Genomic DNA, 13,261 nt, shown 5'->3' with positions numbered 1-13,261 from the left:
AATAGCTACTATCTATAGTATTATGGTAGTAGCTTTTCTTAATTTATATCTAGCTTTTTATAAAGTTAGGTTTGAAAGGAAGACATTCTTATGTCATTCGAAATGATATTTGTACTAGTTATGATCATATTGATGATGGCGGGGTTAGCTTTTGAGGTTGCCCGTCCTGATATGATTGTATTCGGAACAGTCACGATCTTTTTACTCTTTGGTATTTTAACACCTGAGGAAGCGCTGAGAGGTTTCTCAAACGAAGGGATGTTAACTGTTGCCCTTCTCTTTATTATTGCCGGTGTTATTCAAAAGAGTGGTGTTGTCGAAAGTGCGATACGAAAAATTCTTGGCTCTGGGAAATCGGAAAAAATGTCATTGTTTAAAATATTAGTTCCAGTATCAGGTCTGTCTGGATTTTTAAATAATACACCAATTGTTGTGGCATTTACTCCATTGCTTCGAAAGTGGTGCGTTGACAATGGCTTATCACCATCTAAATTCCTCATACCTCTTTCGTATGTCACAGTTCTAGGTGGGACGATCACATTAATTGGCACATCTACAAATTTAGTCGTTCATGGTTTAATGCTTGATTATGGCATGAAAGGATTTTCAATGTTTGAACTGGCTGTTGTTGGTATACCAATTACAATTATTGGTATCCTCTATCTTTTAACAATTGGTCATAAAGTATTACCGAATCATAAAGTATCACCAACTGAAAAATTAAAGGAACAAACCCGAGATTATATGTGTGAGTTTGTCGTTGGAAGCGACTATCCATTTATTAACAAATCAGTTGGGGAAGCAGGGCTTCGCCACTTAGAAGGCCTATTTCTTGTCGCGATTATTCGAGACGATATGAAGTTTTCACCTGTTAAATCAACGACAAAAATAGAAGCCGGAGACCGCCTAATCTTTGCCGGGTTATTATCAACAATAGCTGAACTTCAACAAAGAAAAGGCTTGGCGATTGAAACCGGTACGGATTTAACACTTGAAACATTGAAAAATGGGAATTCGCAGCTTGTCGAAGTAGTTGTATCTGATCAATCACCACTAGTATATAAGAAAATTAGAGATACACAATTTAGGGGCAGATATGATGCAGCTATTATTGCCGTGCACCGTAATCATGAACGTGTAAAAAGTAAAATTGGCGAGATCGTATTAAAACCTGGAGATACATTGTTGCTATTAACTGGTTCAGATTTTCTAGAACGCGATCATTATAATGATTTTTATGTCGTAACTCCATTAGAAACGCCTAAAACTGTTGAAGATAATACTAAAGGTGCGTTAATTGCATTAATTACAATGCTAGTAATGATTATATTCGTAACTTTTAATGTTTTATCGATGTTTAAAGCGATGGCACTGGCGACAATTATATTATTGTTACTACGAATCGTATCGCCAGAAGAAGCAAAACAGTCGATTCAATTTAATGTGTTGCTTTTGATTGCAAGTTCATTTGGAATCGGTGCAGCTTTATTAAATACAGGGACAGCTGCTTGGATTGCCAATGGTCTTGTTTCGTTTACTGAGCCTCTAGGATTGTTTTTTGTATTACTTATTATTTATTTGATTACAAATATTTTTACTGAAATTATGTCTAATACAGCAACAGCTGTCATGATGTTCCCAATTGGGGTAGAAATGGCAAATCAATTAAGTATTAACCCAATGTCTGTAATTGTTCTTGTCACGATTGCTGCTTCTGCAGCATTTGCAACCCCGATAGGCTATCAAACGAATCTAATAGTATATGGACCAGGGGGTTACCATTTCAAGGATTACATGAAAGTAGGGATTCCGTTAAATCTCCTATGTATGGTTGTAGCGGTGTCGATTGTATATATGGTTTGGCTTTAAATTCTAGCTGATTTCTTGAGCAAGCTCGTTAAATGGGTTTGCTCTTTTTCATTATGAAGGTGTGTTATAATAATTTTAAAATTATTGATAGGGAAGGAAGATTTCTTTTGCTAGATAAGATCAATATAGTTGACGTTATTAAAATTGCAATGGATGCTGGTGAAAAGATTTTAGATATATATGAAACAGAATTTGAAGTTGAAAGTAAAGAAGATCAATCTCCACTAACACTTGCAGATAAACAATCGCATGAAACGATAGTAAAAGGATTGTTAAGTCGGTTTGATGGTATCCCTATTCTTAGTGAAGAAGGCAAGCATATTAGCTATGAAGACCGCAGGAAATGGGAGTATTTTTGGCTTGTCGATCCATTAGATGGGACAAAAGAGTTTATTAAAAGGAATGGTGAATTTACCGTTAACATCGCTCTTATACATAATGGAGCACCAGTGTTAGGGGTTATTTATGCGCCGATTTTAGATATTGTTTATTTTGGCAAAGAAGGCATAGGTTCTTTTAAAATAAATAATGCTATGAAAAGTAATTTGACTAGTGAAGCGGAAATCTTAAAAGTTGCTATTAAATTACCTGCTATGAAAAACGAACAAATTTCAGCTGTTGCTAGCCGCTCGCATATGTCGAAGGAAACAGAAGACTATATTAATAAAGTTAGATCGAAATTTGGAGAGGTATCGATTAAATCTGCAGGTAGCTCATTAAAGCTTTGTTTGGTAGCTGAAGGAAAGGCTGATGTATATCCTCGTTTTGCACCAACCATGGAATGGGATACTGCAGCTGGTCAAGCAATCGTTGAACAAGCAGGTGGTACAGTAGTCCATACAGAAACTAGGGATAGATTGAATTATAATAAAGAGAACTTATTAAACCCTTGGTTTATCGTAAGAAGAGAAGGTTTTATAGAATAAATAAGTAAATATACTAGTCTATGACTTTAGCATGGTCCCTTTCTATTGATGTTTTTCTAATATAGAGTAATTAATCTTATAAATAGGAGTATGGTATCGATATGACAGAAAATAGAATTTATCTTTCTTCCCCTCACATGGGTGGAGATGAATTGAAATATATACAAGAAGCATTTGATACGAATTGGATTGCACCACTGGGTCCGAATGTAAATGCATTTGAACAGGAACTTGCAGAATTTGTTGGTTCTAAAGGTGGAGCAGCGCTTAGTTCCGGGACAGCCGCAATCCATTTAGCGCTACGATTGTTAAATGTCGGACAGGGAGATCGTGTGTTTTGTTCTAGCCTAACATTTATCGCAAGTGCAAATCCAATTTTATATCAAGGAGCAGAGCCAGTTTTTATTGATTCGGAGCCTGAGTCTTGGAATATGTCTCCTGATGCATTGGAGCAAGCGTTCGTAGATGCAGCGAACGAGGAGAAACTGCCTAAGGCTGTAATTGTTGTTAATTTATATGGGCAGAGTGCAGATATGGATAAAGTTATCGAGATTTGTGACCGATATGGCGTTCCAGTTATAGAAGATGCAGCAGAATCATTAGGTGCTACATATAAAGGCAAAGCAAGTGGTACGTTCGGGAAATATGGGATTTATTCATTTAATGGTAATAAAATTATTACGACGTCTGGTGGTGGTATGCTTGTTTCTGATGATGTTGAAGCGTTGAAAAAGGCAAGATTTTGGGCTACACAGGCTCGTGATCAGGCAAGGCATTATCAGCATAGTGAAATTGGCTATAACTATCGCATGAGTAATGTGGTAGCTGGTATTGGTCGCGGTCAGTTAAAAGTACTGGACGAGCGGGTAAGAGTGAAACGAGAAATATTTGAACGATATGTTGAAGCTTTTAAAAATGTAAAAGGTTTTGACTTCATGCCAGAACCTAGCTATGGTCGATCAACACGCTGGTTAACAACTTTAACCATCGACCCAGAGAAATGTGGCTTTAGTAGGGATGATATGATTGATGCTTTGGCTGCTGAAAATATTGAAGCAAGACCAGTATGGAAACCATTGCATTTGCAGCCGGTGTTTGAGGGCTGCTCCTATTATCCTCATAGCGGTGACGAAAGCGTATCTGACCGTTTATTTGAATATGGGGTTTGTTTGCCTTCTGGGACAAATATGACGATAGACGAGCAAGAGCGGGTTATTGAGTGTATAAGAAAATTGATGATGAAATAAATACAGCCTGTTTTAACATTAGGATAAAGAAGTAATCATTTTTTATGAATGAAAATAGTTTTGAACTGAAAACGACTACTTCAGGTCTGCGGATAGTGGCAATGGGAGCTGGGTCAACCCGGCTCCCTATAAAATTTGCTGTATTTTCGATGTAGTGTACTTCATTTTTTCCATTTACTCCTCATGTATTTTTCCATCCTCATCAAATATCATCAACTTGACCTCCTGATCTGAGTTAAAATAAGCTTTAAAAACCTTCTTAAATGTTTGATATTCATTAGCAACGAAACTCTTAATTTTTTGCTCTACTAAAGCATCTTTAAATATTACAGTACATATATAAGGAGTATTTTTAGAGTCATACATAACCCAGTCAAAATAATATAGAATATTATCATACTCGTAATGAACGTGTCGTTGGCTTTTCCATCCCTTTGCAATAAGTGGATTTAAATGTTTTATAACAAGTAATTCATGCATTAAATGACTTTTATCAAAGCCACGATCTAATAGTCGCTGAATATAATAATCACATGTATTTACAACGTCATCGTTTTTTGGGTGTGAAAGAAATTCGAATAAATCAGGAGCGAATTCCCCAAGCCACCCCCTACTGTTGATCATCATAATTCCATTTGCTTTACAGAATTCAAAAGCCTCTTTATTCAAATAAATATACAACAAAATCGGAGTAATTCGTGAACCTGTTTTGAAATTTTTCATCCTCGCACTTTGCATTTCAATTCTTGTCATAAACCCCATAACATCTTCCAAATATGTCTGCCGATGAAATATTGCTTCAATAAAAACAAATGAAGGAATTTTAGTTAGTTCAGTATTTTCAAACTTGGTTTCATAATGCCCATATAAATAGGTAAAGCCAACAACATCCCACAAATGACCATTGAAATCAACCCGCTTTTGAGTGGTATCAAAAACTTGAGTTTGATTCCAAGAGAGAAGATTCATTTGTTCTAACCAATGGACTGCGTCTATTGTAAAAAGCCGGTTTATTATATGTCGGCGGTAATGTGCAAATCCAATATCCATATTATTTAAAAATCTTGTCGATGCTTTTATAAAAGATACATGATTATAAGTTACTACATTGCTAATGACATGTAATTGCTTAAGGTCATCTAATGTTTTATCTAGGCTTTGATTTTTTGGGAAAAAGTCACTATTTGTAATACTAGCAGCAATTTTAATTGCTTCATCCCGTAAAATCACTCCATTATTATGAAGTAGACTTGAAAATACGCGACTTAAACCTTTACGTTGTTGCTTCAATACGTTAGTTAATACTTCTGAAATATTTTGGTGGGGTAAATAATATAAAAATTGTCCATGGCGAAATGATACGGGTTTAGTTGACAGAATAATTCCTTTATTTGTTGCACGCTGGATAATTTTTCGAGCATTTACGGGACTTATTTTTAATTCGTTTTGCAATTGTTTACTTAGATGACTTCCCAATATGGGGCCGTTCTCATTGAGTATTCTCACACAATAGTCTTCACTTGTTATATGTTCACTCATACAATTCCCTCGCTACCAGTCAGTTAAATTATTTCAATAAAAATAATGTCACACTACTTTTAATATAAAATAAATAAACAGTTATTGTCTAGTTATTTAATAGATAACCGTTTTTATTAGATGATAATGAAAATAATATTATGTCACGCTATTTTGTGAAAGTTGACTGAACGGAAAATTCAGAATATAATAAGATTGCTAGAGTAATAGGAATATTTTACCTCTAGTAAAGTTAGGGTTTGGAGGTGAGAGAATGGCTAAAACGAAAGAAGGCAAGAAGATTGTGCCTGTTAAGTCGCACACGAAAACAGTTGGCAATAAGAAAGTCAAGGTCCGTGGACATCGTCGTTCAACACCAAATTAAAAAGCCCATTGTTTTGGCAGAAACAATGAGCTTTACAGGATTCGGGATTATTGTATCCCTATTTTATATGTATCCATTATAGAATATTCGATACAAATCCCCCGATTCCTTCAAAAAAATAAAAATAGAGGGGGAAAATTATGTCGAAAAAAACAAAACCAATGAGTTCTTTTTATCCTTTCTATCAAGTGTATTACGGAAAGGAATCACGATTGTCATTAAAACAGCGAAAGAATTTTGGTATGGCTATTAGTGCTACTGAAAATGTAATTAGTCAAGCGTTTGTTAGCCGATCGGAGACACCTATAATTAATTATTTAAATAAAGAGTACAAGTATGCGTTGACTGCTAAGTTTTTGGAGAACTTTCTTACTATCTCATATACCTATGAAAGATTTTATCAAAATTTTATTCGCGGTCAAAATAAATTAGTAGTTGAAACGCCGGGTTGCTATTACGATAAAATTTCAATAAGATTTCATTATTTATATGATGTAGGTAGTGATCGCTTTATCATAATATCATATGGGGAAAGCAATAACATTGGGACGGATTTCGGAATTATGAAAGTGATGTGTAATTTTTATGCAGAAAAATCACTCCCAAGTTCTACGAAGTCTTTTGAATATTGGAATTTATCAGATGGGAGTATCCAAGAAATTTCTGCAAACAACATAAAAGAAGTAAAGATTAATAGCTTGCAGCCAGTAATATATAGGTTGGCATCGTAATCAGGTGGGACAGGTTCACTGTCCCATTTTAAATCCTACTTGTCCTAGTTCTTTGGCATCGGCGGACCAAATGGTGATCTTGGATTAACCGGAAGAAAGAATATTGCTCGAATACATATGAGGTGGGGATGCCCTTCACATAGGGAGACATTCTTAAAAAAGTTCCAACTAAAAGAGACCACTTTGTTACATGTGCGATGAGGTGTATTACTAAGTATTCCTTTATGGATTGGCATTTTATGGTGGCTCTATGTCCTCTTTTTCGCTTCCTTTTGCTGCCATTTTAAAATATGGTTTTCAACCCAGTTTATATCCTTACAATCTATTTTAAATTTATCTGCTTGTTGCAAAGCATCATTGGTGTATGTCGAGTTAGTAATGAACATTGCTAGCATACAGTTATGGTTTCGCTTGGATGAGTTTAGTTCTCTAATTTCTTTAACAGTTATTTGATTAGAAGAATTAATATAATGCTTTATTTGTACGGCAATGTTTGCGTCATGATGACGATCAAATAAGATTAAGTCAACACCACCATCTTTTCCTTCTGATGTTTCTTTTGGTTTATAACCTCTAGTCTTGAAATAAAGGTAGCACAACCGTTCGAATTCCCGCCACGAAAGCTCTTGAAGTGGAATTTTTAATATTTCCTCATCTGAACGTAATAAATTAGAAGTCGAATATGTGTTGGTTGCTGATTGTTGCTTTGTTGCGATTTTCTTTGTTGAGAGAGTATTACGTTTCTTCTTAGGTAATAAACGATTTACTAATTCATTTATTATTGCTGTACACAAAATAATTCCAAAAAATATGAAATAGTTGGTACTTTTAAAAACAATAAAAAATAAATAAAGGCATATAATTGCAAATAATCCCGAAACTAAGCTTGCTAGATTTTTACGGTTTGTTTTATTCATTTTATTTCTCCTTCAGAGATTTACTACTTATCTATGTTGTGAATTAATTCAATTATTACTATGTATTATACAAATCAACATAAATTTCCTTTATATTACAAAAAATAAAGGGATTTTTAATAACAAATACTAAAATCCGGCTATACTGTGCTAACTATTAAATTAAAAATGTTAATCTTAGGACATAAAATTATCGAAATATTTAGTAACTAGCAAATGGTTATCGTTTAGAATATTCCTATAATTTCCTTCTGATAGAAGCTGATATCAATATGAGAATCTCTAAAGAATCTTTAATGGGATATTTATTAGAGGAAGCTTTAGCATTTTTGATAAGAAATACTGGCTATAAGCTTCTTGTCCACGAAAGTCAAGATCCAACCGAATTGAAAAACCGTGGAAATGGTCTTGTAGTTAAAGGGAGAGGTGGTGAGCATCAAGCAGATGTATTAGGGCAATTATTATGGATTCCAGCTTTTACATATCCAATCAGAATTTTTGTAGAAGCGAAATTTAGACAAGCAAAAACAGGAATTGATGTCGTTAGAAATGCAGTAGGAATAACTGATGATTTAAATCAGAACTATTTAAAGGATCAAAGGTCAGGATTGCCTGTTAAGAGATACAGTTATAATTATGCAATCTTTTCGACATCAGGGTTCAGCAAAAATGCAGTTGATATGGCGACTGCACACCAGATTTCTTTAATAGATTTAAGTGGTAGTGAATTTTATTCATTAAGGGAAGTAATTAAAGATACCGCAACCAGAATTATAAGTAGTTTTCAAGAGGATGATGAATTTGCTGCTAGTAGTGAAGAAATGGAAGACGGTAGTCGCGGTTATACAACAAGGAGTAATTTTGTAAGAACTATCAGACATTATTTAAGATCAAAATTTAATATTTTGCCAGAAGAAGTGTCTAGACCCTATATCAATCTTAGTCTGTTTAATAGTACAGCATTTGAGGGTATTTTTGAAGAAATGATAGATGTTATTAAAAAATATAATGAACTTTTTGTTGGAATGGCAAACGGACCATTTTTACTAGTTTTAAAATCGGATGACCCTAAAAAATTTAGGGATTTTGCAATAAATAATCCAACTCATCAAATAAATATTAACGAGTCTTACCCTGATAATAATTTACTCGAACTCCAAATTACGCCTTATGGCAGGGATGATTATAAATTATGGGTTACCTTACCAGAAGTGTTAAGGGAATTAATATTTAAAAATACTAGGGAAGCGTTAAATATTAAAGAACAATATTTTTCGGATATTACAATATACAGCATAAATGATGAGAAAGATGAAATTATTAGATTGAAGTATAGAGTTTAAATTTAGTACACTATTTATTACTTTTTAAGTCTGTGTTTAATGATGTAAATATAGATCTGAAGCTGTTAACAGATAATTTCTTTTTGCAGCCTTTTAATATTAAAAGACATAATTTTTAGACTGGTGTAACTGAAATCCATTTGAAGCAACATTTAGTCGAAATTTTATGTTTAAAGGAATTTATTAATACAGACGCCATTGGCGCCTGCATGTGATGTGCATAGTTTGCCAGACACGGCAAACTACTTGTCTTTTTTCTTAACGAGTTAAATATTTTATTGTTATTTAAGCGGACACTATACCTTGAGGGTCTATTCGAGTTATAGAAACCATACCTAACGCTTCCATTACGTCCCTGATTCTTTCTATCGTTGCACCATAATATTCATTTTTTTCATCTCTTGATACTTGAGAAGGACTAACTTGTAGTTTTTCCGCTAATTGCTGTTGGCTCATTCCGGAATATATGCGGTAGGCAATAAGTGTTTTTCCTATCGTATTTAGATTGATAATAGGCTCGAATTCCCCCCTTTTGATTTGTTCGTAATATTCAACTTCTTCTTTTAATTGTTCGTGAAACGAAATATAGGGTTGAAGTGCAAATTCAATATGATCAGAATCTAAACCCATTTCAGTAAACTTTAATTTTTGCTGTTTAATAAATTCTTGATCTTGCTTTAATCTTTCAACGGCTTCGCGATAGGCACTTTCAGTTTTAATCATTCTTTAACACCCTTTACTATTGTTATCAAGTATTGGTTATGGGTTCCTTTAACTGTGAAAAAGTTAGTTCATAATCACCTCGTGGCGCAAGTTGCTGAAGGACAAGTTAAGAAAACCAATTCGATGATTATGTGATAATAAGCGGACAGGAGATCCGGTAATCGATAAAACAGGCTTGTATGTTTGTATTTTAAATCTTACGAACGCGGATTCCGTTATTTGATTGAAATGGGGTCATTTTCTTATGACTTATATCAAATATTCATTTCCTTAACCGACCTTTCGGGGAGTATTCGCATAAAACGGGAGATCGCTGTTGTTCAACAATACGAAGATGAGAATATTATGTAAACGCCGGGGGGTTAAACAATAAAATACATATTGCGGTTCGCTGCATTTGTTTTTCTAATGTGTAAACGGATTCGGGTAATGTAACTTGTTGATTATTTTGGAAAGTAATGATCGATTGGGCTGGCTGTTCATGTGTGGATGGAACGGATTGAATGGACTTTACGTGGTTGTAGAAAATCCAATTGCAGTTAAAGGCTTCTGGTGACAGCGTCGGAAACGCAAAGATATGATCACGGGGATTGATTGGAATGGGGACTTTTTGTTTTGCACCGGTATGATAGCACATTGCTTTTCGTCTACCTTCATAGGTGGCGCCGCCGTCTAAACAGGCTGTTTGAATGAGCTTGAGCGGCGGTTTTTTTACGTAAAGCATTCGGTGTTGTTCCATAACAATCGTGGCGAAGTCAATGTTTGCTGCTGAAAGTAACGCCATTGTATTTTTATTCACTTCATAATCTTCCACTACAACTTTCATTTCGGAATTGCACTCCTTTACAGCTGGGGATTTAAAAAAAACGCGGATAACAAATCGCAAACAATCATGGGAAAAAGCGGAAGCAGCACTAAACGGAGTTGGAAGTAAATATCGAATCGGAGAATTCAAGCGGGAAACAGCACGAAATGGAGTAGGAAGTAAATATCGAATTGGACTTCCAGCGGGAAACAGCATGAATCGGAGTAAGAAGTAAATATCGAATCGGAGAGTTCAAGCGGAAAACGGCATAAAACGGAGTAGGAAGTAAATATCGAATCGGACTTCCAGTAGGAAGTAAATATCGAATCGGACTTCCAGTAGGAAACAGCATAAAACGGAGTAAGAAGTAAATATCGAATCGGAAAGTTCAAGCGGGAAACAACGAACTTGTAGGAATACTTATTATGATTTCCTCATTTCAGCTAATGCTTTTATGATTTCGTCAAAAATTTCATCAAAACTGATGCCAAGGGTTTCGTATAGCTTTACTAGCGTTGGAACAGATGGAAGCTGCTCTCCACGTTCGATTTTGGCCAAATTGTTGTAGTCAAGATCTGTTAACTCGGTTGTATTTTCGAGTGTCAGATTATGTTTAACAGTTCTGGCAAGTCTAATGTGTTTGCCAATAATTTCTGAAATTATTTTTCTTTCCAGACTCTTATCCATCTAGTGGTTACTCCTTTTAAGATCATTATTTATCCATTTGCAAGGAGATGACCAAGTGTTAAGACACTAAAAATGTAAGAAACTGGTAAAAATAAGGAATTTATTTTGAACAGGTTAGATATGAAGTGGATGTTATTTTTTATTTCTATAAAAATTTTTATTTATATAAAAAATTGATAAACAAGTTGTTCGAGAGTCGTTAAACTTTAAGTTTACCTAAGTTGAACTTCAAGTTTGGCCTTATTCAATAGCCACATACTCAAAGTTTACCGGAATGACGAATGGAAATTGTCCGACTACAGTATAGGTACCGCGGAATTCACGAAAGTGCGCATTTTGGAAAGGACCATTTCTTGCCGTATCAAAATCAGTCATTCGAAGAGGTGTTGCAGCAATTTGAGCCGCTCGTTAAGAAGCAAATAAGTGCGCTTCGGATTTATAAAAATCACGATGAATTTTTTCAAATCGGTTTAATCGGTTTATGGGAAGCCTATTGCCGGTATAATCCAGAGAAAGGACCATTCCCACCGTTTGCACAAGCGACCGTTAGAGGGAAGCTGCTCACTCACATCAAAAAAGAGAATCGTCATGCCGAGCATCAAGCGGAATTAAGTGATGAAATGCTTGAGGTTGTGGCCGATCCTAGCCCGAGTCAGATGTTAGAAAGGGAAATCGTTTTATCGTATTGCCATGGGTTAACTGCTAATCAGCGAAAGTGGGTTATTTACGGGATTATCGAAAATAAAAAGCCAAAGGAGATTGCGGAGCTTGAAGGTGTCCCTGTAAGCCATGTGAAGGTATGGCGCCGGGATGCCTTGCAGAAATTGCGAAGGAAATATTCTCGGAGTTTTATAGAAAAATAGGTTGACCGTTTTCGGTTTAGTGGGATTTTAGCTGGGGACTTAGAAGTTGAATTGCATATAAATTTTCAGATGCTAAAAATTCCTCTTACAGTCAACCGCCATTTCAAATCTGCAACCAAATAATCTGTTAGTATATCGCCAAATTCCTTCTAAAACGTCCAATTCAATGATTATGTGAAAATTATCGGACAGGAGATCCGTTATCTAGCGTGAAAGGTTTGTATTTTGAATTTAACGGACACACGTTCCGCTATTTGCGTTTCTAAGAGCTGTTTATGTATATTTTTCATCAAATAACGGACCTGGTGTCCGGTAAAATAGCTGTAGCTTAGGGTTTTGGACTAATAACGGATCTGGAGTCCGTTTGTTTGCGCCGAATCCGATCCTAGATTTGCTCTCAAAATGGGAAGGGCGAGGTGCCCTGTTGGTCACGTAAAAGAATTAAAAAGATCCTATTCAATGGGTATTTGAAAATTATCGGACAGGAGATCCGTTATCTAGCGAAAAAGGCTTGTATTTTGAATTTAACGGACACACGTTCCGCTATTTGCGTTTCTAAGAGCTGTTTATGTATATTTTTCATCAAATAACGGACCTGGTGTCCGGCAAAATAGCTGTAGCATAGAGTTTTGGACAAATAACGGATCTGGAGTCCGCGAAAATGGCAGCAGCAGAGGATCTAAGCAAAATAACGGATTTGGAGTCCGTTGCAAAAGATGCCTCAGCAGATGATATTGCCAAAATAGCGGAATCCTGGTGTCTATCGCAAAAGTTGCTTACAGAGGATTTTGCGGGAATAACAAGGTAGCTATCCTCGAAAATTTCTGTAACACAAGTATTGCCAAAATAACGTACTATAGTGTACTAGTTTTAGGTGCCTGTCACTGTTGAAATTTGTCTAATAATGTGGAGATAAGGGGTTTTCATAGTGTGGTAAAATAAAGAGGTAGCTGAATATTGTGAGGGTGGTTTCGTTGTTGCTCTTCTTTCTGTTTTAGGAAAGGGGTGATAATCATGGAGATGTTTCATGAATTTTTACGAGAAAATCTGAAAGAGATATTGCGTGAAACAAGCATCTATTTCTTTCGGAAAAACGTAGTAGAAATCAAGAAACCACCCTACGCCGTCACAAGCAAAAGGGTGGTTCTCGGAAAACTAAATATTTTTGGCAACCATACCCTAACAGTAGAGGCTGCAAGAAGAAGCGCTACTAATCCTTCCCATATAATGGTTTGAATAATTTAATT

General features: G+C 35.4%; 13 protein-coding genes. 8 read left to right on the top strand and 5 right to left on the bottom strand.

The window, feature by feature from the left end:
* The first annotated feature begins 90 nt into the window (after positions 1 to 90).
* The 3 genes from D612_RS0116120 (at position 91) to D612_RS0116110 (ending at position 4,042) form a co-directional block, all read left to right on the top strand.
* Entirely contained in the window at positions 91 to 1,869 is a 1,779-nt protein-coding gene (locus tag D612_RS0116120) for an SLC13 family permease (protein ID WP_017756531.1), read from the top strand.
* A gap of 107 nt (positions 1,870 to 1,976) precedes the next feature.
* Positions 1,977 to 2,795: a 3'(2'),5'-bisphosphate nucleotidase CysQ gene (gene cysQ, locus D612_RS0116115; RefSeq protein ID WP_017756530.1), complete on the top strand. Its 819-nt coding sequence runs from the start codon at positions 1,977 to 1,979 to the stop codon at positions 2,793 to 2,795.
* A 101-nt stretch (positions 2,796 to 2,896) separates the two neighbouring features.
* The gene (locus D612_RS0116110; protein ID WP_017756529.1) at positions 2,897 to 4,042 is read left to right on the top strand and encodes a DegT/DnrJ/EryC1/StrS family aminotransferase; all 1,146 of its coding nucleotides are present in this window, start codon (positions 2,897 to 2,899) and stop codon (positions 4,040 to 4,042) included.
* A gap of 174 nt (positions 4,043 to 4,216) precedes the next feature.
* On the opposite strand, the gene D612_RS0116105 is transcribed toward D612_RS0116110, so the two are convergent.
* The gene (locus D612_RS0116105; protein WP_026092549.1) at positions 4,217 to 5,581 is read right to left on the bottom strand and encodes a hypothetical protein; all 1,365 of its coding nucleotides are present in this window, start codon (positions 5,579 to 5,581) and stop codon (positions 4,217 to 4,219) included.
* Between the two features lie 504 nt (positions 5,582 to 6,085).
* On the opposite strand from D612_RS0116105, the gene D612_RS0116095 reads away from it, so the two are divergent.
* Entirely contained in the window at positions 6,086 to 6,676 is a 591-nt protein-coding gene (locus D612_RS0116095) for a hypothetical protein (protein ID WP_017756526.1), read from the top strand.
* A gap of 248 nt (positions 6,677 to 6,924) precedes the next feature.
* Here the strand turns inward: D612_RS0116095 and D612_RS0116090 are convergent, their stop codons facing one another.
* Entirely contained in the window at positions 6,925 to 7,593 is a 669-nt protein-coding gene (locus D612_RS0116090) for a restriction endonuclease (RefSeq protein ID WP_017756525.1), read from the bottom strand.
* A 272-nt stretch (positions 7,594 to 7,865) separates the two neighbouring features.
* On the opposite strand from D612_RS0116090, the gene D612_RS18510 reads away from it, so the two are divergent.
* A complete protein-coding gene (locus tag D612_RS18510) occupies positions 7,866 to 8,936 on the top strand; it encodes a PDDEXK family nuclease (RefSeq protein ID WP_017756524.1) in 1,071 nt (356 codons plus the stop codon).
* Between the two features lie 285 nt (positions 8,937 to 9,221).
* Here the strand turns inward: D612_RS18510 and D612_RS0116080 are convergent, their stop codons facing one another.
* The 3 genes from D612_RS0116080 to D612_RS0116070 form a co-directional block, all read right to left on the bottom strand.
* A complete protein-coding gene (locus D612_RS0116080; protein WP_017756523.1) occupies positions 9,222 to 9,659 on the bottom strand; it encodes a helix-turn-helix domain-containing protein in 438 nt (145 codons plus the stop codon).
* 343 nt (positions 9,660 to 10,002) lie between these two features.
* Complete coding sequence (locus D612_RS0116075) at positions 10,003 to 10,485, bottom strand: competence protein ComK (RefSeq protein ID WP_017756522.1); 483 nt, start codon at positions 10,483 to 10,485, stop codon at positions 10,003 to 10,005.
* Between the two features lie 402 nt (positions 10,486 to 10,887).
* A complete protein-coding gene (locus tag D612_RS0116070; protein WP_017756521.1) occupies positions 10,888 to 11,151 on the bottom strand; it encodes a helix-turn-helix domain-containing protein in 264 nt (87 codons plus the stop codon).
* Positions 11,152 to 11,432: 281 nt separating this feature from the next.
* Between D612_RS0116070 and D612_RS0116065 the strand changes: the two genes are divergently transcribed.
* From D612_RS0116065 to D612_RS0116055, 3 genes are all read left to right on the top strand, one after another.
* Complete coding sequence (locus D612_RS0116065) at positions 11,433 to 12,014, top strand: sigma-70 family RNA polymerase sigma factor (RefSeq protein ID WP_017756520.1); 582 nt, start codon at positions 11,433 to 11,435, stop codon at positions 12,012 to 12,014.
* 661 nt (positions 12,015 to 12,675) lie between these two features.
* Positions 12,676 to 12,822, top strand: coding sequence for a hypothetical protein (locus tag D612_RS19585; RefSeq protein WP_017756519.1), 147 nt, complete (start codon positions 12,676 to 12,678; stop codon positions 12,820 to 12,822).
* Between the two features lie 206 nt (positions 12,823 to 13,028).
* A complete protein-coding gene (locus tag D612_RS0116055) occupies positions 13,029 to 13,250 on the top strand; it encodes a hypothetical protein (protein WP_017756518.1) in 222 nt (73 codons plus the stop codon).
* Positions 13,251 to 13,261 lie beyond the last annotated feature (11 nt).

Origin of the sequence: Calidifontibacillus oryziterrae (assembly GCF_000331575.1) — a bacterium.
Classification (GTDB): domain Bacteria; phylum Bacillota; class Bacilli; order Bacillales; family Bacillaceae_J; genus Calidifontibacillus_A; species Calidifontibacillus_A oryziterrae.
This window is presented reverse-complemented; position numbering and strand designations above follow the sequence as displayed.